Source organism: Pseudomonas sp. GL_091 (assembly GCF_057837725.1).
In genome coordinates, this window is record NZ_CM174451.1 from 4,695,566 (window position 1) to 4,717,576 (window position 22,011).

20 protein-coding genes are annotated in these 22,011 nt (G+C 61.7%); 12 read left to right on the forward strand and 8 right to left on the reverse strand.

From position 1 onward, the window contains the following. Positions 1-19: 19 nt before the first annotated feature. Complete coding sequence (locus tag AC3ITY_RS21355) at positions 20-916, reverse strand: LysR family transcriptional regulator (RefSeq protein WP_489304755.1); 897 nt, start codon at positions 914-916, stop codon at positions 20-22. A 145-nt stretch (positions 917-1,061) separates the two neighbouring features. On the opposite strand from AC3ITY_RS21355, the gene AC3ITY_RS21360 reads away from it, so the two are divergent. Continuing rightward, positions 1,062-2,489: a mechanosensitive ion channel domain-containing protein gene (locus AC3ITY_RS21360; RefSeq protein WP_489304757.1), complete on the forward strand. Its 1,428-nt coding sequence runs from the start codon at positions 1,062-1,064 to the stop codon at positions 2,487-2,489. Positions 2,490-2,612: 123 nt separating this feature from the next. Here the strand turns inward: AC3ITY_RS21360 and ycaC are convergent, their stop codons facing one another. From ycaC to AC3ITY_RS21390, 6 genes are all read right to left on the reverse strand, one after another. Continuing rightward, on the reverse strand, positions 2,613-3,239 hold the full coding sequence (gene ycaC / locus AC3ITY_RS21365) for an isochorismate family cysteine hydrolase YcaC (RefSeq protein WP_489304759.1): 627 nt from the start codon (positions 3,237-3,239) through the stop codon (positions 2,613-2,615). Positions 3,240-3,309: 70 nt separating this feature from the next. Then, positions 3,310-5,148 (reverse strand): amidohydrolase, encoded by a 1,839-nt coding sequence (locus AC3ITY_RS21370; RefSeq protein ID WP_489304761.1) that lies wholly within the window; start codon positions 5,146-5,148, stop codon positions 3,310-3,312. Further along, entirely contained in the window at positions 5,148-5,756 is a 609-nt protein-coding gene (locus tag AC3ITY_RS21375; protein WP_489304763.1) for an antibiotic biosynthesis monooxygenase, read from the reverse strand. The genes AC3ITY_RS21370 and AC3ITY_RS21375 overlap by 1 nt, the downstream gene beginning before the upstream one ends. Next, entirely contained in the window at positions 5,749-6,165 is a 417-nt protein-coding gene (locus AC3ITY_RS21380; protein ID WP_489304764.1) for a DoxX family protein, read from the reverse strand. Before AC3ITY_RS21380 ends, AC3ITY_RS21375 begins: the two co-directional genes overlap by 8 nt. 196 nt (positions 6,166-6,361) lie before the next feature. After that, positions 6,362-6,721 (reverse strand): DUF6124 family protein, encoded by a 360-nt coding sequence (locus AC3ITY_RS21385; RefSeq protein ID WP_489304765.1) that lies wholly within the window; start codon positions 6,719-6,721, stop codon positions 6,362-6,364. A gap of 867 nt (positions 6,722-7,588) precedes the next feature. Beyond that, positions 7,589-8,428 carry an AraC family transcriptional regulator gene (locus tag AC3ITY_RS21390; protein WP_489304766.1) on the reverse strand — a complete coding sequence of 280 codons (840 nt, stop codon included), beginning with the start codon at positions 8,426-8,428 and terminating at the stop codon, positions 7,589-7,591. A gap of 94 nt (positions 8,429-8,522) precedes the next feature. On the opposite strand from AC3ITY_RS21390, the gene AC3ITY_RS21395 reads away from it, so the two are divergent. Next, positions 8,523-9,443 (forward strand): LysR family transcriptional regulator, encoded by a 921-nt coding sequence (locus AC3ITY_RS21395; RefSeq protein ID WP_489304768.1) that lies wholly within the window; start codon positions 8,523-8,525, stop codon positions 9,441-9,443. Between the two features lie 49 nt (positions 9,444-9,492). On the opposite strand, the gene AC3ITY_RS21400 is transcribed toward AC3ITY_RS21395, so the two are convergent. Then, positions 9,493-10,407: a LysR family transcriptional regulator gene (locus tag AC3ITY_RS21400; RefSeq protein WP_489304770.1), complete on the reverse strand. Its 915-nt coding sequence runs from the start codon at positions 10,405-10,407 to the stop codon at positions 9,493-9,495. 71 nt (positions 10,408-10,478) lie between these two features. Between AC3ITY_RS21400 and AC3ITY_RS21405 the strand changes: the two genes are divergently transcribed. The 10 genes from AC3ITY_RS21405 to AC3ITY_RS21450 all read left to right on the forward strand — a co-directional run bounded on the left by AC3ITY_RS21405 (position 10,479) and on the right by AC3ITY_RS21450 (position 22,006). Then, positions 10,479-11,519, forward strand: coding sequence for an AraC family transcriptional regulator ligand-binding domain-containing protein (locus AC3ITY_RS21405; protein ID WP_489304772.1), 1,041 nt, complete (start codon positions 10,479-10,481; stop codon positions 11,517-11,519). Between the two features lie 397 nt (positions 11,520-11,916). Further along, positions 11,917-13,269, forward strand: a complete 1,353-nt coding sequence (locus tag AC3ITY_RS21410; protein ID WP_489304773.1) for a UDP-glucose dehydrogenase family protein — start codon at positions 11,917-11,919, stop codon at positions 13,267-13,269. A 131-nt stretch (positions 13,270-13,400) separates the two neighbouring features. Continuing rightward, complete coding sequence (locus tag AC3ITY_RS21415) at positions 13,401-14,147, forward strand: sugar transferase (protein ID WP_489304774.1); 747 nt, start codon at positions 13,401-13,403, stop codon at positions 14,145-14,147. Continuing rightward, positions 14,148-14,795: a CpsD/CapB family tyrosine-protein kinase gene (locus AC3ITY_RS21420; RefSeq protein ID WP_489304776.1), complete on the forward strand. Its 648-nt coding sequence runs from the start codon at positions 14,148-14,150 to the stop codon at positions 14,793-14,795. 22 nt (positions 14,796-14,817) lie between these two features. Then, positions 14,818-15,849, forward strand: coding sequence for a polysaccharide biosynthesis/export family protein (locus AC3ITY_RS21425; protein ID WP_489304777.1), 1,032 nt, complete (start codon positions 14,818-14,820; stop codon positions 15,847-15,849). Positions 15,850-15,864: 15 nt separating this feature from the next. Beyond that, positions 15,865-17,457, forward strand: coding sequence for a GumC family protein (locus AC3ITY_RS21430; RefSeq protein ID WP_489304778.1), 1,593 nt, complete (start codon positions 15,865-15,867; stop codon positions 17,455-17,457). Then, entirely contained in the window at positions 17,454-18,548 is a 1,095-nt protein-coding gene (locus tag AC3ITY_RS21435; protein WP_489304780.1) for a glycosyltransferase family 4 protein, read from the forward strand. Before AC3ITY_RS21430 ends, AC3ITY_RS21435 begins: the two co-directional genes overlap by 4 nt. Continuing rightward, positions 18,545-19,912: an O-antigen ligase family protein gene (locus tag AC3ITY_RS21440; protein WP_489304781.1), complete on the forward strand. Its 1,368-nt coding sequence runs from the start codon at positions 18,545-18,547 to the stop codon at positions 19,910-19,912. The genes AC3ITY_RS21435 and AC3ITY_RS21440 overlap by 4 nt, the downstream gene beginning before the upstream one ends. Next, the gene (locus tag AC3ITY_RS21445; RefSeq protein ID WP_489304783.1) at positions 19,909-20,877 is read left to right on the forward strand and encodes a glycosyltransferase; all 969 of its coding nucleotides are present in this window, start codon (positions 19,909-19,911) and stop codon (positions 20,875-20,877) included. Before AC3ITY_RS21440 ends, AC3ITY_RS21445 begins: the two co-directional genes overlap by 4 nt. Then, positions 20,870-22,006 carry a glycosyltransferase gene (locus AC3ITY_RS21450; RefSeq protein WP_489304785.1) on the forward strand — a complete coding sequence of 379 codons (1,137 nt, stop codon included), beginning with the start codon at positions 20,870-20,872 and terminating at the stop codon, positions 22,004-22,006. The genes AC3ITY_RS21445 and AC3ITY_RS21450 overlap by 8 nt, the downstream gene beginning before the upstream one ends. Positions 22,007-22,011: the final 5 nt, after the last annotated feature.

The window sequence follows — 22,011 nt, forward strand, 5'->3', positions numbered from 1 at the left end:
GATTGTGTGAACCATATCCTTACAACCCACCCTCAGACTGATCCAGTTCCTCGCGCAAGAATTCAACCAGCGCCTGCACCGGCCGCGAACTCTGTCGGTGTTGCGGATAGACCGCCGACAACGTCAGCGGCTCCGGCCGAAAATCCTCCAGCACCTCCACCAGCCGTCCATCCTTCAACGCCGAGCCGACAATGAACGTCGGCAAATACGTGATCCCCAGCCCGGCGATCGCCGCATCCTTGAGCAATTCACCGTTGTTGACCCGCATCCGCCCGCTGACATTGACGCTCAATGGCTTGCCCTGCCCCACAAAACGCCATTGCACCTGGCGACCATGGCCGTACGGCAGACAGTCATGACCGTGCAAGTCTTCAGGCTTGAGCGGTGTGCCGCGTTCGGTCAGGTATGCGGGGCTTGCGCAATACACCCGCTCAATGGAGGCAATCCGCCGGGCAATTAGCGTCGAGTCCTCGAGCGTGCCGATGCGCAGCGCCAGGTCGTAGCCCTCGCCAAGCAAATCCACGGGACGATCGCTCAAATCCATCTCCACCGTCACGTCGCGATAACGCTGCAAAAACACTGGCAACAGGCACCCCAGATGCGCCAGTGCGAACGACAGCGGGGCACTCACACGAATGGTCCCCCGTGGCTCGGTGGTCTGGCCGGCGATGCCCTGCTCCACTTGTTCGACTTCGCTGAGCAGGCGCAAGGCTGACTCGTAATAGCTCTGCCCCAGCGGCGTGACATCCAGTCGCCGGGTCGAGCGATTGAGCAAGCGCACGCCCAGGCGCTCTTCGAGTTGCATCAAGCGGCGGCTGACAAACTGCTTGGACAGGCCCAGTTGATCGGCCGCGGCCGTGAAGCTGCCGGAGTCCATGACCTGGCAAAAAATACGCATATCTTCGAAGGGGTTCATTGTCACTTTCCGGTTGACAGTCAAACACTTTATAGCCGCTTTTTCCCTTCCAGGCACACCATTAATCTTCGTTCACCGCGCTGAAATCACCTTCTCCGAAGGATCTGCGATCAGTTTGCCGCAAACATTTAAATGGAGTTTCCCCATGTCCTTGCTCCTTGAGCATTTGCTTTCCCTGAGCACCCTGCTGCTGGCCATCGACGCCCTGCTCTGGCACCTCGCGCCGTTCAAGCATCGCGTCAGCCGGGTCGGCGTGCGCCTGGTGCTGTTTCTACTGTTCAGCGCGGTGCTCATCAACGCCGGCGTCAGCCCGTTGCAGGCGCCATTGTTTGCCGATGATCGCGTGGCGCAACTGGGGGCCACGGCACTTGGGATTCTCTGGTGGCTGTACGCCGCGCGGGTGCTCACCGAAGTGATCGGCCTGGCCCTGATGCGGCGCATCGGCCACAGCGGCCGGCTGTTGCAGGATGTCATCGGCGCACTGGTGTTCCTGATTGCCGTGGTGGCCGCCGCCGGCTACGTGCTGGAGCTGCCGGTGAAAGGTTTGCTGGCGACCTCCGGCGTCGTCGCCATCGTGGTGGGCCTGGCATTGCAGAGCACCTTGAGCGACGTGTTCTCCGGCATCGTGCTCAACACCACCAAGCCGTACCAGGTCGATGACTGGGTCTCCATCGACGGTGTCGAAGGCAAGGTGCTGGACATCGACTGGCGCGCCACCCACCTGCTGACCAGCGCCGGCAGCACCGCGGTGGTGCCGAACTCGGTGGCGGCCAAGGCAAAGATCGTCAACCTCAGCCGCCCGACCAACATGCACGGCGTGTCGATCAGCATTCAGGTGCCCAACCACATCCGCCCGCGTCGGGTACTCGATGCCCTGGACCGCACCCTTCAGGGCAGCAGCAGTCTGCTGCTCGATCCGGCGCCGAAAGCCGTGCTCAAGGAGGCCGGCGAAACCATGTCCGAATACGTGGCCAGCGGTTTCATCGCCGAATTGGGCAAAAAGGGTGAAGTGCGCAATCAACTGTTCGACCTGGCCCATCGGCACCTCGAAGCTGCAGGCATTTCCCGGCAGCCCGATGGCGTGATCGAGCCGTCGACCCGCGCACGGGCCTTGCTCGATGAAGTGAAGATCTTCCGTTCCCTGAGCGCCGAGGAACGTGATCGCCTGGCCCAGAACATGGTGGCGCAGCAATACGCGGCCGGTGAGGTGGTGCTGGATCTGGAGGAAGTGCCGGACAGTTTGTTCGTCATCGCCACCGGCGTGGTCAGCGCTACCGTCCCCGATGGCAGCACGCAGATCGAAGCCGGCCGTATGGGGCCGAGTGAAGTCATGGGCGAACAAAGCATCCTCGCCGACACCCCGTCCCAGGCACGGTTCACCGCCATGACCTCAAGCATCATCTACCGTCTCGACAAATCCCTGACCCGCAGTTGCATGGAGCAACGACGGGAAGTCGACCGGGCGTTGAACAAGCTGCAAGCAGTGCGCCAGCAGAACAGCCGGATGGCGCTGATGGCCAAGCCGGTGGCGGTCAAGAAAGGTGGTTTTTTGAGTTGGTTGCAGAACCGCTGATCAACAGATCACACAAAGCCCTGTAGGAGCGAGCCTGCTCGCGATAGCGGTGGATCAGCCAGCATCGATATTGAATGGCAGACCGCAATCGCGAGCAGGCTCGCTCCTACAAGTGCAGCGTACTTACCTGGCCGTAAATTTGGTGTAGCTGTTGATCAGATTGCGATAGTTCGGCAGGCGCTCGGACAGCAGGTTGGCCAGGCCTTCCATGTCGTTGCGCCAGTCGCCTTGCAGCTCGCAGGCTACCGAGAACCAGTTCAGCAGTTGCGCACCGGCGGCCGACATGCGCGCCCAGGCAGCTTGTTGCACGGTGGTGTTGAAGGTGCCGGAAGCGTCGGTCACCACAAACACCTCAAAGCCTTCGGCAATGGCCGACAGGGTCGGGAACGCCACGCACACGTCGGTCACCACACCGGCGATGATCAGTTGCTTGCGACCGGTGGCCTTGATCGCCTTGACGAAGTCTTCGTTGTCCCAGGCGTTGATCTGGCCCGGGCGTGCAATGAACGGCGCGTCCGGGAACTGCGCCTTGAGCTCCGGCACGATCGGACCGTTCGGGCCGCTGTCGAAACTGGTGGTGAGGATGGTCGGCAGTTTGAAGAACTTGGCGATGTCGCCCAGCGCCAGCACGTTGTTCTTGAACTCGTTGGGCGAGAAATCCTGTACCAGCGAGATCAGACCGGTCTGGTGGTCGACCAGCAATACCACGGCATCGTCTTTGTTCAGGCGTTTGTACGGAACGTTGCTCATTGGAAGCTCCTTGATGGATGGTTGTCGCAGTCAGCGCCGACCTGTCGGGCCGGCGCTTTTTTTGAATTCGTCAGAAGGCAAAACACGAGCAGCCAAAGGCGCCCCAGAAACCGGCAAAATCGCTGACCGGCGCGTTCGACAGGCGCGCTCGTTCATGACTGTGGGAATGCACCGCACACGGGCCGCTGCAATGGTGAACCTGGGCCTGCATCGGCGACGTCGGGCGCCAGTGGCCCGACACCTTCACCACCGGCGACCAGTCCGGCAGCACCGGTACGCTGGCCGGCCCGAGCTTCTCGAAGTCACCGGCGCCGTACACCACCTTGCCGCCGACCACCGTCAACACCGACTCGATCCACTTGATCGCCTCTTCATCGACGCTGAAAAAATCCGCACTGAGAGCGGCGACGTCAGCCAGTTGCCCGACCTTGATCTGGCCCTTCTTGCCTTGCTCCGAAGAGAACCAGGCGCTGCCGTGGGTGAACAGTTCCAGCGCCGTCAGGCGTGAAAGGCCTTCGGCGTGCAACTCCATGCCGCCGACGGTGCGACCACTGACCATCCAGTACAGCGAGGTCCACGGGTTGTAACTCGACACCCGCGTCGCGTCGGTACCGGCGCCCACCGGTACGCCCTCGGCCAGCATGCGTTTGATCGGTGGCGTGGCTTCGGCCGCTTTCGCGCCGTAACGCTCGACGAAATATTCACCCTGGAACGCCATGCGATCCTGAATCGCAATGCCGCCACCCAGCGCCCTCACCCGCTCGATGTTCTGCGGGGTGATGGTTTCGGCGTGGTCAAAAAACCATGGCAAGCCGTTGAACGGAATGTCGCGGTTGACCTTCTCGAACACGTCGAGCATGCGGCTGATGGATTCGTTGTAGGTGGCGTGCAAACGGAACGGCCAGCGTTGCTCGACGAGGTGGCGCACCACCGGCTCCAGCTCGGCTTCCATGGTTTGCGGCAGGTCCGGGCGCGGTTCGAGGAAGTCTTCGAAGTCCGCCGCCGAGAACACCAGCATTTCCCCGGCGCCGTTGTGCCGCAGGTAATCGTCGCCCTGGTGCAGCTTCACGCTGCCGGTCCAGTTCTTGAAGTCAGTCAACTCTTCCTTGGGCTTCTGGGTGAACAGGTTGTAGGCGATGCGTACGGTCAGTTGCTCGTCCTTCGCCAACTGTTCGATCACCTGGTAATCGTCCGGGTAATTCTGGAAACCGCCGCCGGCATCAATGGCGCTGGTCAGGCCCAGGCGATTGAGTTCGCGCATGAACTGCCGGGTCGAGTTGACCTGATACTCCAGCGGCAGCTTCGGCCCCTTGGCCAGGGTCGAGTACAGAATCATCGCGTTGGGCCGCGCCACCAGCATGCCGGTCGGCTCGCCATTGGCGTCACGCACGATCTCGCCACCCGGCGGGTTCGGCGTGTCGCGGGTGTAACCGGCGACGCGCAACGCGGCACGGTTGAGCAAGGCGCGGTCGTACAGGTGCAGCACGAACACCGGCGTGTCCGGTGCCGCCTGGTTGAGCTCCGCCAGGGTCGGCATGCGCTTTTCGGCGAACTGGAACTCGTTCCAGCCACCGACCACCCGCACCCACTGCGGCGTTGGCGTGCGGTCAGCCTGATCCTTAAGCATGCGCAAGGCATCGGCCAGGGACGGCACGCCTTCCCAACGCAGTTCCAGGTTGTAGTTCAGGCCGCCACGGATCAGGTGCAAGTGCGAGTCGTTGAGCCCGGGAATCACGCAGCGACCCTTGAGGTCGATCACTTGTGTGCCTGAACCACGCAAGGCCATGGCTTGGGCATCGCTGCCGACCGCGACAAAACGCCCGTCGCTGATCGCCACGGCGCTGGCGAGCGGTTTTTCGCGGTCAACGGTATGGAATTGACCATTGAACAGAATCAGATCGGCGTTCATCACGGTTCCTCGTGCAATGTTGAGGGAGACAGCCAGGACGCGAACAGGCGCGTCGCCATGGGCATGAAGATGTAAACCACCGACAGCACGATGGTCAGTGTGATCAGGAACGTGGCCACCACGTAGTTGGAAAGAAATGCGTTGAGCCGTAGCAGTGGCCCCCAGAGCAGCGGCACCAGCAAGGTGTGCGGCAGGATCACCAGCAGCGTCACCACGGCCTGCTTCCAGCGCGGCGGTGGCGTACCGGCCTCGGCCTGGGGCGAGAACCAGAACTCGTTGACCGGATTGACTTCGGTCTGGTCGCCATCGGCCAGCATCGGCGCGGCTTCGTTGACCAGTTCCTGGCGTTGCGGCGAATCGAGCCAGCGTTGCATCGCCTCGGTCGAGCAAAAGCGCAGCACACTGGTGTAGGTGTCGAGGCCGGCGTGCTTGCCGCGCACCACATCCACGCCCAAATGCCCGACGTTCTGCGCGGCCACCTTGACGATGTTGCGCAGCCAGGCTTCATAAGGTACTTCAAAACCGGCCTTGACCCGGTGCTTGACGATCAGGGTCACCACCTCATCAGGCCCCGGACTGGCCGGCTCACGGCGATTGAGTTCAGACATAACGCAAGGCTCCGGCGAAACGGACATTGAGCGCCAGCCGTCCCGGCCCGGCGATGAAAATGCTGGTGAACACGATCAGCAACAGCCAGCCGAACTGGCCTTCGAAGAAGGTCCACTGCGGATGCACGACCAACATCGACACCCACAGCAAAAACAGAATAGGCAAACACGCCAGACGCGCCAGCAACCCGGCGACGATCAGCAGCGGGCACACCACTTCGGCGAAAATCGCCAGCATCAGCGTCAGGTTCGCGCCCAGGTGGAAAGGGTCTTCGATGTTTTGCAGTTCGGCACTGTAGTGAAGCAGCTTGGGCAAACCGTGCACCCACAACAGGAACAACCCGCCGCTGCCCCGCAGGAACAGCAGCCCCCAGTCTTGCGCCCGATCATCGCGTCGCGAAGCGTCCATGGCCCACCCGCACAAATGAAAAACCACCGGCGTCGATGCGCCGGGACCGGGTTCGATAGTGACGGGACGGGGGGAGGAAAAATTGAATGTACGTGCTCTGTTTGCAGTGTGGACTGAGAACTGCCCATCGACACAGATCCCTGTGGGAGCGAGCTTGCTCGCTCCCACAGGTTTATTTGTTGTTGTTTCTACCGGGTTATTCCTGCGGGTCGAGATTATCCAGCGCGCGATTCACCGCCAGCTCACCGAGCATGATGATCTGCGCAATCCCCAGCAGCGCGTTGCGATGAGGGCTTTGCAGAAATCCCGCAAGGTCACTGGCCATGATGCTGGCCGAGGCCAGGGATTCGCAGGCGTGGGCCAATAGAGTTTCGGTATTGATGTCGGGGGCGATGACAAACATCGTGCTGGGTTTGTGCGATGGAGCCGGATCTTTTACGGGGTTTAGGTAGTGATCCAGTGCGCGGTCGGCGGCTTCGTGGAGCTTTCTGGAGTCGAGTGAATCGTAGGGGGAAACGTCGTCGGATTGCGGGGGATTCGGGGTTGGTTTGAACATGGCGGAGCTCCTTTATACCTGGTGAAACCACCAAAACCCGTCGCTAAACAAGTAAGGGTGGCAGCTGTACGCAGGTTAGCGAACCGGGAGGTATAAGACCCGGCAGACCCGAAGGCCTCCCGCGCACAGCCACCATGTCGAAAATTGCAAACACACGAATATGTGCAATAGAGACTGGAGCCTTGTTGCGCTTATACCTGGTCGGGTCGCTAAACCCGGCCGCTGAAATTGCAGCGACAGGGAAACGATAAAGGCCGGGTACAAGACTCACAAGCCGGCGGATTCTGGCGTAGTTGTAGGCAACGACGCAAGGCGGTGTGGCTTTCAGGAATAGTGGCTGACGGCTTTTAAACAGGGCTGTCAGAACACTGCATATCCCCAGTGGGAGCGAGCTTGCTCACGATGGCGGCATTACATCCGGCATTGGTGTTGACTGATGCACCGCTATCGCGAGCAGGTCGGATCGCCGCACCGTCGCTCCTACAGAAAAGCAAAAGCAGAGCAGCCCACACCACCGTGTCGCTCTTCACCACTCATCAGGCCGAGCGTTAGCTCGCCTGCAGCTCTTGATCTTGATCCACCCGCCCCCTCGGCAGGCTGAGTGGAGGCGTTCATCCGGGGGTGGGCGCGCAGCGCCGTTCGACGGAGTCGAACACATCGAGAGGAGGTCGAGCGAAGCCGACCGGAGGCGATGCCCCCGGATGAATGCCGGAGCGAAGGAACCCCGAGCCTTGGCGAGGGGCCGTACGTTCGGGGCGAGCGTTTTTTTGGTTACTTTTTTTAGGCGTTTGTAAAAAAAGTGACTCGCCGTAAGGGCGAAACCATAAGTCGCCATTACCTAAATAACGGATATGTACTCAACCAAGACTACAACCCCAGACGAAACTGCTTCGGAGTAATCCCGAACTGCTTACGAAACGCCCGAATAAAATTACTCGGCTGCCGATACCCCAACCGCTCGGCAATCCGCTCAATCGGCTGATCCCCCGCCGTCAACCAGTGCCGCGCCAACTCCAGACTGTCACTGCGAGTAGGTTGCGCCGCAGCAGTCTGCCAGTGCCGCAACATGCTCTGATGCAAAAAACCATTGGCCCCCAGCAAAGGCTCATCGAGGCTAGCCGCTGACAGGCTCAAACACGGATGTGCCCCCTCCAGCACCTCGATACCCACGCTACGCAACCACTGCCCGGCAGCCTGTTGCGGAGTCAGGTGGACCGCGACAAACACCTGCGCCGGCGCTCGCCCCAAACGCCGGGCAATGTTACGCACCAACGTGAGGGTCGCCGCATCGAGTCCGAAAAAATGCGGCTGCCGGTCAACACTGCGCAAATGCAAGCGAGCCTGCCCGTCACCCTCCTCCAGTTCCGCCACCACATAGTTGGTCACCCGTGGCAGAAATTCGGTGAAGCACGCCAGACTCGCGCGCAGGGTCGCGGCGGAGTCCAGCAGAATGTTCAACCCCCGCAATGTGGTGGTCGCCATGCCGTTGACCAGTTCGCAGCCAAACGACACCCCCGCGCCCGCACGTTCGCATTCATTCCACAGGCGTTCGACCAGGTGCACGGGCACATGCAGGTCCTGCCCTTCGAGCAACGACAGGCAGATGCCGGCCCGTTGCAGCAGTTGGTCCTGACACAGGCCGGACTGCCGGGCATGGCTGAGAATGGTGCGGGTGAAGGCGCTGGAAATGAACAGTTGACGGGTCATGGCACGTTACGGCGAGAAGACAGGCGTGTACTTATGCCAGCCTCTGTGCTATCGATCCAATGCATTAAAAGTATCCGCATAATGCAGGAGGTGCATGATGGACCTACGACAACTCCGCCACCTTGTCGCCCTGGCCGATTACCGCAACTTCGGCCGTGCCGCCGAGGCGATCAACCTCAGCCAGCCCGCCTTCAGTCGCAGCATCCAGACCCTGGAGCGCGACCTCGACTGCGCGCTGGTAGAACGCAGCAGCCGCGAATTCCGCCTGACTGGCCAGGGTGAACTGGTGCTGCAACACGCCCGGCGCCTGCTCGCCGGCAGCCAGGCCCTGCACAACGAACTGACGCAATACAACGGCCTGACCGGTGGCGAGTTGCACTTCGGTTGCGGCCCGTACCCGGCCCAGTTGCTGGTGCCCGAGGCGCTGGCACAATTCATCCAGGCTCATCCGGCGATCCGCATCAGCTTCCACCAGGGCGACTGGGAGCAACTGGCGGTCTGGCTTCGCGAACAGCAGATCGAATTCCTCGTGGCCGACGCGCGGTACTTCACCGGTGACCCGCAATATCAGGTGCAACTGCTGCGCCCTCGACGTGGTCGGTTCTTTTGCCGTATCGGTCATCCCTTGGTGCAGCAGCAGAACCTGTCCCTGCGCGCCTTGCTCGACTACGCGGTGGTCGGCACGCGAATACCGCCGATGATCCGCAAGATCCTCGCCGACGTGCAGGGCGAGGCGGACTTCAACCCGAGCGTGGAATGCGCGCAATTCGATGCCATCCGCCGCGTGGTGATGCGCTCCGACGCGGTGGGCATCGCCACCGTGGAGGCCTTGGCCGAACTGGTCGACCAGGGTCTGATCCGGCTGCTGGAATTTACCGATGTCCCCAAGGAGGACCCCGGCCTGCAATTGCACTACGGCATCGTCAGCCGCGCCGGCCATTCCCTGACACCGGCCGCGCTGGCGATGGTCGATGCGGTGCTGACGGTCGACCGGCGCTTGCTGGCGTCGAATTAGGTGCATCTGAACTACACACGCCCCCACAGGGTTTGATGTCACCTCGAGTTCACGCACGCCGCGCCAGCGCCTGCAATGCCCGGGGCTCACCGAGGGCGCGCAGCAGGCAGTGCATCGCCTCCTCGCGGCTGCGCTCGAAGCGATAGCGCGACTCGATGTACAGCGCCAGTTTCAACTCCACCGGTTCGTCCAGCGGCAGCGGCACGTGTTGCAAGCCCAGCACACTGGCGACCCGGCTTGGCAGGCTGATGCCGAACGGCTGGCGGTCGGCGATGAGCTTTGCGGCCAGGGTGCTTTGGGTGCTCATCGCCACATTGCGGCGCAGGCCTTTCAAGCCAAGCTGCAAGTCCACCGGGCTGAGCCCGTCGCGGCGGCTGGATACCTGAATCTGTGGCTGCTCCAGATAGTCCTGCAGAGTCCGCGGCGGTTCCTTGAGTGCGGCGCCATAGGCGAACACGTAATAGTCGGCGGGCAATGCCTGTTTGTGCAGGCCGGCAAGCCCGGCCAGAGGCTGGTCGAGGTCGATCAGGATATCCAGCTTGCCGCTGGCCAGGTCCTGCAAGGCGTCGCGGCGCCGGGGCTGGAAATAACGTACCTGCCAATCGGCGTGGGGCGATTCGAGCAAGGCATCGAGCAGCACCGGTTGCAGGCAATCCAGACAACTGATGCGCAGCAGCGGATTGTTCTGCCGTGCGGCGGGAATCATGCGCAAGCCATCGCGCAACGACTCGAGCGCGGCACGCACGTAGTCGGCCAGACGATGGGCGACCAGTGTCGGCGTCACCCCCAGACGACTCTTGATGAACAGCGGGTCGCCGCACAGTTCGCGCAGGCGACGCAACGCATTGCTCATGGCCGGTTGCGACAGGCACATCACCTCGGCCGCACGGGTGACGCTGCGCTGCTGGTAAATCGCATCGAAGGCGAGCAACAGGTTCAAATCGAGCTGGCGTAAATCAAGCATGGTCTTGCTCCGGCAAATCGCTTAACGTCGGGCAGCCTAACCAGTGTTCCGCAACAAGCTGTGAGCCCTACATGACAAAAAGCGATCAGCCACTGCACGATCAATCAATCCCCAATGCGTTCTACGCGCCGACCCTGCTGCCGGCCATCGAAGAGTTGCTGGCCCGTGGCGTGGACCGGGAACGCATCGAAGGCCTGTTTCGTCGCAGCCTGTTCGAGTTGCGCACGCCATTCATGCGCATTCCGCTGTTCATGTCGCGGCGCTTCTGGGCGTTTGCCCTGGAACAGACCGGCGATCCGCTGATCGGCCTGGCGGCCGGCCGGCGTTTCGTTTCCACCGCCACCAATGGCCTGACGTACTTGTTCGACGTGGCCGACTCACTGGACAGCGCCTGCCAGTATTTCGTGCGCTTCTTTCCGTTTTTCAACGGGCACTTCCAGGCGCAGATCGTGCGCGGCGACGACAGCGTCGAATTGCACCTGCTCGACCGCGGCAGCGTGAAAACCAGCGCGGCAACCACCGATTACATCCTCATCAGCCTGTGCAGCATGTTGCGGCGCAAATTCCTCGCCAGCGGCCTGGAGCGTGATCCGGTTCTGGGCGTCGGGCTGGCCGGTGTCTGCACGGCCAATCCGCAGGAACATCAACAAGCCTTCCGCGCTCCGGTGCAATGGGGGCAGGCGCAGCACTCGATCCGCCTCGATCCACAGCTGTTCGTCATCCCGTTGACGCCGGGCAATCATGAACTGGAGCACACGCTGGTCGAGTTGCTGGAGCAGACCCGACGCAACAGCGAACCGACCTTGCTGGAGCAAGTCTGCGACCATTTGATCGGCGACCTCGCCGTGGCCAACTGGCAGCAATTCTGTACCACCCAGCATTTGCTCGAGCGCACCGCCGCCCGACGCTTGAAGGCGTTGGGCTGGAGTTTTTCAGAGTTGCTCGACGAATACCGCCGCTACCGGGCCGAAGACTTTTTGCAGGGGACAGACCTGGAACTGGTGGAGATTTCCGACCGCCTGGGCTACAGCGATGTGCAAAGCTTCAACCGTGCCTGCCTGCGGTGGCTGGGGTGCGCACCGGGCTCATGGCGAACCCGGCAAGGTCAATAAAAAACCACGCAATTTGCTATGACTCGACAGGCACTGGACCCATGGGTTGTCGGACATTTTTTAACACCGGCGTTGCGCCATCTTTGCGTAAAAACTGTCGGACTCTGTTAGAAATCGTCATTAATTCGGTGACTCAAACATGACACACTAAAGTAGCTACAACCCTTGTACTTCAAGGCTTACGACCGTTTGTCGCTTTCTTGAGATTTTCACCAAACAGCCAAAGCCGGAGGGGAAACCCAATGGTGGTGCGACTTTGATGGCAACAGCCCCCACATTTGGGGGTATCTCGCCTCTTTTACATGCCGGTTTGCTGACACGGCTTGCCTAGGCTGGTCTATACCCCTTTTGACAGTCTTATTTCGCAACTCTCCACCGTTTTACGAGGCACGCTAATATGGACGTGAGCGTATTTGGTACGGGCTATGTTGGCCTGATACAAGCAGCAGCACTGGCTGATGTCGGGCATCGCGTCCTGTGTGTCGACATCGATCCGAACAAGATCCGGCAACTGCAACAGGCCGTGCCTCCGATCAGTGAGCCGGGGCTTTCCGGCACCCTTGAAGAAAACATCAAGGCCGGTCGCCTGCTCTTCACCACCCAGGCCAGCGATGCGGTAGAGCACGCCGAGCTGATCTTCATCGCCGTCGGTACGCCCGCCGACGAAGACGGTTCGGCCGACCTCAGCCATGTGCTGAACGTGGCTCGGCAGATTGCCGGTTTCATGGAGGCCGACCGCACCCTGATCATCAAGTCCACGGTGCCGGTCGGCACGGCAGACCAGGTCAGCGCCACCGCCTTTGAAGAGTTGCAGCGCCGCGGCAAAGGTTCGCTGAAGGTACGGGTGGTGTCCAACCCGGAGTTTCTCAAGGAAGGCAGTGCCCTGGCCGATTGCATGCGCCCGGACCGGATCATCGTCGGTACCGGTGACGATGAAGCCCGCAGCCAGATGAGTGAGCTCTACGCGCCGTTCTGCCGCAACCACGACAAGTTGATGTTCATGGACAACCGCAGCGCCGAACTGACCAAGTACGCGGCGAATGCGATGCTGGCCACGCGTATCAGCTTCATGAACGAACTGGCCAACCTCACTGAATTGTTGGGCGCGGACATCGAGGCGGTGCGCAAAGGCATCGGTTCGGATCCGCGCATCGGTTACCACTTCATCTACCCCGGTTGCGGCTTCGGCGGTTCCTGCTTCCCCAAGGACCTGCGCGCTCTGTTGCACACCGCCGAACACGCCGGAATGCCCCTGAAGTTGCTGCGTAGCGTGACCGACGTCAACGACCACCAGCGGCATATCCTGTTCAGCAAACTCAAGGCGCAATTTCCCGGCGGACTGGCCGGCAAATCCATCGCCGTGTGGGGCCTGGCGTTCAAACCCAACACCGATGACATGCGCGAAGCACCGAGCCGTTACCTGATGGAGGCACTCTGGGCCGAAGGTGCGAGCGTGCATGCCTACGACCCGGAAGCCATGTCCGAATGCCGGCGTATTTACGGTTACCGCGACGATCTGCATCTGTGCGCCACCCGCGATGACACACTCGAAGACGCTGACGCCCTGGTGATCTGCACCGAGTGGAAGAACTTCCGCGTGGTCGACTTCGACATGCTGGCGAGCAAACTGCGTGAACGGGTGATCGTGGACGGGCGCAACCTGTACAGCCCGGAACAGGTGGCGGCCGCCGGCCTGCACTACAGCGGCATTGGCTTACGCCACATCGTGCCCGAGGCCGTCCATTCATGAAGACTCTCGTCACCGGAGTGGCCGGTTTTATGGGTGCCCGATGAGGGACTGGGGCGCTTCGTTGCCTGGTTCCGCACTTACTACTGACTGCGTCGCCCATGCCGCACACGGCTTAACTCTGCGGAGAATCTATGTCTGAACACGAAAAAAGTGTGCCCCTTAACAAAATGCATAGGGACAAGCGCCTCGACCCCGAGCAACGCAAGCGCATGGATGCCGCCATCCACATGCAGGGTTGTGGCTGGATAACCGGTCGCGAAGGTGGCCGGCCGTGGACCCTGTCGCGCACCAACCGCGTTCTGGCCGGCTTCGGCGCACTGCTGATCCTGGTGCTGATTTCCCCGGTGCTGCTGGGGCTGGCGCTGGCCGTCAAATTCACCAGCCCGGGGCCGGTGATGTTCGTGCAGAAACGCACCGGCTACCGCGGCCGCATGTTCGGCATGTACAAATTTCGCACCATGGTCGTCAACGCCGAGGAGCTCAAGGACTCCCTGCGGCACCTGAACAAGCACGGCGCCGACGCCATCGACTTCAAGATCGACAAGGACCCGCGCATCACCGGTATCGGCGGTTTCCTGCGGCGCACCAGTCTCGACGAGCTGCCGAACCTGTTCAACGTGGTAACCGGCGACATGCGCCTGGTAGGCCCCAGGCCGACTTCGTTCAACGCCTACCGCTACGAGGACAAGCATCTCGCGCGCCTGAGCATCTACCCCGGCATGACCGGCCTGTGGCAAATCTCCGGGCGCAGCAATATCGACTTCGACCAGCGCGTTGAGTTGGACCTCACCTACATCGCCCAGCAGAGCCTGCTGCTTGATCTGAAGATTCTGCTGAAAACCCCCTTCAAAGTGTTCAGCGGTCACGGAGCGAGTTAAATGGACGGTTCATCGGCTAAAAGCCTCAGCATTGCCAGCCCGAGCGAGTCCAACCTGACATCGACCGTACTCGACCAGAACCTGCGGATCCTGTACCTGACCGCCGCCAACCCCGGCGCGGGCACCACCACCAGTGCCCTGGCGCTGGCCAGTCAACTGGCGAAGATGAGCAGCGGCCTGGTGCTGCTGGTGGATGCCAGCCAGTCGGCGACCAACCTCACGCAACAGTTGGGGCTGAGCAAGGAACGGGGGTTTCGCGACTTGATGTTCAACACCCAGAGCCCGCCCTTGTTGCAGGACTGCGTGGTGGACGTCTCCAGCCTGCCCTTTCACGTTCTGCCATTTGGCCGCTACTTCCGTGGCAACGAGCACCTGACACCCGAGCGCCTGAGCCCGCTGCTCGATCAACTCGGCATCCGCTACCGCTTCGTGGTGATCGACGGCGACGCGGTGTATTCGGCCTCCGACACCCTGGTCATCAGCACCCAGGTCGACGGTGTGGTCCTGGTCGTGCCCGCGGAAGACACCCGCTGGGAAGTGGCCCAGGCCGCGGCCAAGCGCTTGAGCCAGGCGGGAGCGAAGCTGGTCGGCAGCGTGTTCAACCGACGCAAGTACTACATGCCCGAATGGCTGTACAAAAACCTGTGAGCAGTCAGACAAGGATGACGCCATGAACGCCAAGATGCTTGTCCTGCTGTTGCTGCCCCTTGCAGGTTGCTCCAGCACTTCCTCCGACGATTCACAAAGCATGCCGGTGCAAATCCTCACGGCCCCACCGGCCAACGCCCAGGCAACCGACGTGCCCAAGGTCGAGCAGACCCTGCGCCCACAGGATGTGCTGGACGTGATCTTCCACATCAGCACCAGTGGCTCGGCCGCCTATCGCGTGCAGTCCGGGGACACGATCGCGCTGAACTTCACCGCCGCCAGCCAGTTCAACGGCAACCAGTTGGTGCTGCCCGATGGCACCATCGAACTGCCGGGGGCCCACACCACGGTGAAAATCGAGGGCCTGACCCGCGATGAAGCACGGGACGCGATTCAGCGCGCCTACGATCGCAAACAGCTGTTCCAGCCCAACCGCAATCAGCTGTCAGTGATGGTGGTGAACCCGCTGGCCAGTGAATGGAACCTCAAGTCCGTGCTCAACCACCCCGCCACCGGCATGAGCCGGGAAATCACCGTGGGCAGCGACGGCTACGCCAGCTTCCCGGAAATCGGTGCCGTGCCGCTGCAAGGCATGACCATCAACCAACTGGAGGCCTACCTGAATAATCGCTATGCCACCCTGCCGGGGCGCATGACCGTAGACGTGCTGCTCAAGTCCACCGCCGGCAACGAAATCTATGTACTGGGTGAAGTCGGCCAGCCGGGCTCCTATCCGATCCGCCGCCCGGTGTCGGTGCTCGAAGCCCTGACCATGGCCCGCGGTTCCAACGCCAAGGCACGCCTGGACTCGGTGATGATCATGCGGCGCAACGGCAACCAGGTGGTCGCGCATCGTTACGACGTGGAAAAAGCCTTGTCCGGCGACGCCACCCAGATCGCCTACCTGCAAGCGGACGACATGCTGTACGTGCCCAAGACCAAACTGGCCAGCGCCGGTGAGCTCGCGCGGCAACTGGCGGACGTCGTGTTGTTCCAGGGCATGGGCCTCAGCTTCAGCTACCGCGTCGACAACAAAGACGACAGCAGCAACTAACTCTCAGGTACCCACATGAATCCAAAGGAAAACTACCTGCATGAGTTCTTCAGGATCTTCTTCGCCAACAAGCAGTTGGTGAAGCGAGTCTTCCTGATCTTTGCCGTGATCGCCGTGGTCTTGCCGCTGTTGCTCAAGCAGAGTTTCGATATCACCGCCCAGGTGATCGTGCAGTCCAAGAAAATCTCCCAGGGGGATGCCACCAGCACCCTCACTCAGGAAAACGCTTCCTTCATCCCGCCGTCGCTGGCCGACATGGAGACCGAGAGCAATATCCTGCGTTCGCCGGCCTTGATCCGCCAGACCATCGGCCAGTTGCGCGAAAAGGGTGAGTACACGCAGCCCGTGAGCGCCTTCAACAAACTGCTGGTGCAGCCGCTCAAACGGTTTGTGATCAATCCCGTTCGCGAACACGTGATCAACCCGGTTCGCAGCCTGCTCGGGCTGCAGACCGATCCGGTACGCGACACCCTGCTCGATGCCCTCACGCAACAAGCGTCCGCTGCCCTCAAGGTTGAAACCTTGCCGGGCTCCAACGTGATCTCGATCGTCTACCACTTCCCTGACCCGACCCAGGGCACCCGATTCGTCACTGCCCTGCTGCAAAACTACCTGGTCACCCGCCAGGAAATGCAATCGATCGACCTGCCGCAGAGTTTCTACGAGACCAAGAAATTGCAGTACCAGGTGCGTCTCGATGGCCTGGAAGCCAATCGCCTGGCCTTGCTCGAAAGCATCGGTTCGTCCGACCCCAAGGAAGAAATCACCTTCCGCCTCAACGCGATCAACACCGAGGAGCAGGCGCTCAACCTGTATCAGGACCGACTGCTGCAAAGCCAGCGCTGGCTCGATTACCTGAAAACCAGCCTGGCGACCGCCAACAATGCCAGATTCAACGACTACACCTTCCCCTACACCTTCACCACCACGGTCGACAGCGTCGCTTTCGAAGACCGCGAGATCAAGCAACTGGGTGAGCAACTGACGACCCTGGTCAGCCGCTACATGGACGACCTGGCGGTCTTTCAGCCCGGCAGTGAGCAGATGCAAATGGTCCGCGAGCAAATCATCCGGGCCCGTGGGCAATTCCTGAAGATTGTCAGCAACCGGATTCAGGAGCGCACCAGCGACCTGGCGACGATCAGCTCGGTCATCGACCAGAAAACCGCGCGCATTGCCGAGTTCAAGAATCGCATCCACCAGTTGCAGGAAACCCGGAGCAAGCTGCGGCAGATGGACACCGAAATCAACGCGCTGCACAAGGCGTTCGGCACCTATGCCCAGCGCTTCGCCGAAAGCAGCACCGCGCGCGCGCTGGACAACGACCTGTCCAACGCACGGGTACTCAGCCCGCCGTTCGAACCGACCGAAGCGGCGTTCCCCAAGCCGATGCTGATCATTCCGTTCGGCCTGTTCACCGGTTTGCTGCTGGCGATTGCCCTGGTCTATGTGCGTGAGTTCTTCGACCACCGCTTCAAGCACCCTGCGCAAATCACCCATGAACTGGGCTTGCCGGTGCTGCTGGTGATCAACGATCAAAGCACCCTGGCGAACAATCCGCACAAGAACTGGAGCGTACCGGCCCTCCTGCATTGGGTGCGCAATTGAACGCGCCGCTCGGCACCACCCACGACCTGCCGATCATTCATTTGCTCAGCAGCGGCGGCTTCTATGGGGCCGAGCGGATGCTGCTGGATCATTGCCTGGCAACGCCGGGGCAGCACCAGGTGCTGTTTCTCGATGCGCCGCCAGAACTGATCGCGCGATTTCGTGAGGCCGGTGTCGATTGCCTCGGCTGTGCAGGCCTGGGCGCATTGCTTGGGCATTTGCGCCAGCGACGGGACCAGCGGCCACTGATCAATACGCACAACTTCAAGGGCCTGTTGTTCGGCTGGATCGGTGCGACGCTGTTGCGCCTGCCACTGGTGATCACCCAGCACGGCTTCACCCCGCGCAGTCGCAAGCAGAAGTTCTACACCTGGCTGAGCCTGCAACTGTGCCGCACGGCCTCGGTAAACCGGGTGGTGTGTGTCGCCGAAAGCATTGCGGCGCTGCACCGCCAGGCCAATGTGCGCACGGACAAACTGCAGGTGATCCCCAACGGCCTGCCGGAGGCCGACGACTTGCTGCCGCACAGTGGCGAGCGACAACGCTGGCTGGCTGGCTACGTCGGGCGCCTGAGTAGCGAAAAAGGCCCTGACCTGTTTCTCGATGCGCTGATCCCGTTGTGTCAGCAGTACCCGCAACTGGACGCGGTGATGCTCGGCGACGGGCCGGAGCGCGAAAGCCTGCAGACGCGCATAGACGAAGCCGGATTGCAGGCGCGCATCACGCTGCCAGGCTACCAGACCGACATGCGCGCCTGGTGGCGGCAACTCGATGCGTTGGTGATCAGCTCGCGCACCGAAGGCACGCCGATGATTCTGCTCGAAGCGATGCAGGCCGGGGTGCCGGTGGTGGCCTTCGGCGTCGGCGGGATTCCCGATGTCTTGCAGGACCGCCACAACGGCCTGCTGGCCGCGCCCACCGACAGCGCCGCCCTCGCCCGCCAGATCGGCGCGCTGCTGGGTGACCCGGCGCTGGCCAGCGAGTTGATCGACAACGCAAAACGTACGCAACGGGATCGCTACGACCTCAAGGTCCTGGCCGAACGCTGGTCGCAGCTTTACATCCGGACTGCACGGGAGGCACGCGCATGATTGTTCCGCTCTCGATCGTCAGTTTGCTCGGCCTGGTCTGCCTCGGATTGCTGGCCAGCCCCTATCCGTATCTGGCGCCGGGAGCGGTGCTGGGCCTGGTGGGTGTCGCGGTGCTGTACCGCAAGCCTGCCTGGGGCCTGCTGGGGATTGTCGCCATCCTGCCTTTCGAGGGTTTGTTCAAGGACAGCGCGCTGTCGGGCTCCAAGTTCCTCGGTGCTTCGCTGGCGCTGATCCTGATGCTGCAACTGGCGATTCACCAACTGCCGTCCGAGCGCCTGCGCAGCAATATCTGGCGTTTCCTGGTCGGGTTCATGTTGCTGTACCTGCTGAGCCTGTTGAACACCGACGACATGGGCTTCTCCCTGGGCCACCTGCGCGAATTGAGCGTTGGCCTGATTCTGTTTGTCATCACCCTGCTGGTCGGGCGTGAGTTGAACCTCGACATGTTCGCCAAACTGGTTGCCGTCAGTGTCGCGATGACCTGCGCCATGGCGATGTTCTCGGCCAAATACCAGGACGAAGGCCGTGCGTCCGGTATGCTCAATGACCCGAACGAATTTGCCCTGATGATCGCCTTCGCCGTTCCCATGGCGCTGTTGCTGGTGGTCCGTAGCCCGAACCGGTTGCACCGGTTGTTCTGGGGGGCCTGTGCCCTCGTGCTGCTGGCCGGCATGACCAAGACTGAATCCCGTTCGGGGCTGGTGGTGCTGCTCCTCAGCCTGTTGATCGGCACGTGGCACTACCGCGCACAGTTGCCACATATTCGTCCACGCCACCTGGGCTTTGCCATGCTTGGCCTGACGATTGTGATTGCGCTGGGGCTGTATGCGATGCCGGCCAGTTACGTGGCGCGCATCCAGTCGCTGAGCATCCTCAGCTCCGGGGCCAAGAGTCAGGACGCGTCCCTGGGCCGTCGCGCCTCCTACATTGTGGTCGGCAGCGCCATGATCGCCGAGAACCCCTTGCTCGGCACCGGCCCCGGCACGTTCCCGCTGCACTACGCCACCACCGGTTATGCCAAGACCTTTTCCGTCAGCGGCAAGACCGACGACCTGTACCGCCGCGCCCACAACACCTACCTGGAAATCTTCAGTGAACTGGGGATTCCCGCCGGCCTGATGTTCGTCGGCATGCTGGCCCTGGGGTTGTACAACCTGATTCGCGCCCGCCACACCTGGCTATTGCGAGGAGACAGGCATCAGGCCGATCTGATGACCCACTTGGGCATGAGTTTTCTGTCATTGACGTTGTTCCTGATGTTCCTCAGCGCACCGAACCATAAGTACCTGTGGATCATGCTGGCGCTGACCGGCGTGCTGCGCACAAAAGCCAATGAGGCCCCGCTGAAAGAGGTCAGGGCATGAACAGCATCAGTATCGTCATCCCGATGTACAACGAGGCCCGGCACATCGCCCGGACCCTGCAAGCGGCACGACATGCCGCCGAGGCGGCCAACGCCGAATGCGAGTTGATCGTGGTCGACAACGGCTCCGATGATCAGGGCCCGGACATTGCCCGACAGTTCGGCGCCCAGGTGCTGGTCCTGCCCGGCCTGCTCATCGGCGCATTGCGCAATCGCGGAGCGGCGATTGCCAGCGGTGAATGGCTGGCCTTTATCGATGCCGACGTCGAGATGCCCGAGAACTGGCTCAAGCTGTTGTTCGACCTCGAGTCCGGCGGCCAGGCCGATGTCATCGGCCTGGACCTGCACACACCGGCCGAGGCGCCGTGGTACGCCGACGCCTGGCAGCGCCGCACCTTGCGCCCCGATAAGCAGCCGCTGCATGTCGCGCAATGGCTGCCCACTTGCAACCTGCTGATGCGCCGTCGCTGGTTCGACAAGGTCGGTGGTTTCAATGAACAACTGCGCACCGGCGAGGACAAGGAACTGACCATGCGCCTGGTCGACGCCGGTGCCAAGCTGCGCTCGGTCAACCAAAGCGTGGCGCTGCATTGGGGTTACGAATGCAGTTGGCGGGAATGGATGGGCAAGGAATTATGGCGCCAGGGCAGTCATCTGCAACTGCTGCGCACCCATGGACCGAGCCTGCGCTTGCTGCGCTTTCCGCTGCTGTCGATTGCCGCCTGGGTGATCGATTTCATGGCTATTTCCGCCCTGTTCGACGGTTTCCCCCGTCATTCGTTGCTGATGCTGCTGCTGACCGTCCTGCCCGCCCTGGCCCTGAGCCTGCGTCAGAGTGCCAGGCACCGCGACCCGCTCCTGACCCTGCAACTCTGGGGCCTGCACTGGGTGCGCCTGCACCTGGCGGGCGCCGGGCTCATCCTCAGCCTTTGTCATTGGAATGCCAGGAGGCCCGCCCGTGGCTGAATTCATTTTCTGGTTGTGCCTGTTGCTACCGGTTTACGCCTACCTCGGTTATCCCCTGTTATTGACGTTGCTGGCACCGTTTTACCCGGCACCGCGCCACGGACCGGCTCAACCGATGGACGTGAGCATCGTGATTGCCGCACACAACGAAGCGCGGCATATCGAAGAAAAATTGCGCACCGTGCTGGCCCAGGATTATCAGGCCCACTCGCTGCAAATCATCCTCGCCAGCGACGGCTCGACCGACGACACAGTGGCCTGCGCGCGCCGGGTCGAGGACCCGCGCATCACCGTGCTCGATCTGCCCCGCCAGGGCAAGGCGGCGACGCTCAATGCCGGGGTCGAGATCAGCAGTGGCGCGATCCTGGTGTTTACCGATGCCGACAACCAATGGTCCACCGACACCCTCGGCCATTTGCTCGCGCCGCTCAACGACCCGCAGGTCGGTGGCTGCGCCGGGCACATGGTGATCCCGGTGACCGGCAAGGGCTTGAGCGTTGGCGACAGCCTGTATCGGCACTATGAAGGCTGGCTGCGCTATGTGGAAAATCGCACTGGCTGCATGGTCTCCGCCGACGGCGCATTGCTCGCCCTGCGCCGCGAGTTGTTCCAGAACGTGCCGGCGGAGGTCAACGACGACTTCTTCATCAGCACCTGCGCACCCGTCGCGTTCAAGCGGATTGTCTACGTGCCTCAGGCCCGGGTAATCGACCAGGGTGTGGACGAAGCCGACAAGCAATTTCGCCGCCGCCAGCGGGTCACGGTGGGTGGCTTGCAAAGCCTGGCCCAGCGCCGGGAGCTGCTTAATCCGCTGACCCATGGCCTGTATGCGATTGCATTGATCAGCCACAAGCTGATCCGGCGGCTGGCGCCGATCCTGTTGCTGCCGTTGCTGCTGAGCAATTTCTGGCTGTGGGAGGATCACGGCTTTTATCGCCTGAGCCTGATCGCACAACTGCTCGGTTACACGATGGCCATTGCCGGCCTGCTGGATTCGCAACACCGCTTGCCCAAACCCTTTCGCCTGGCCGCATTCCTTCTGGTGACCCTTGCCGGGATGAGCATCGGCCTGTGGCAGTTCCTGCGCGGTCAGCGTTACGCCCAATGGAACCCCGAGCAAAATCGATGAGAGGC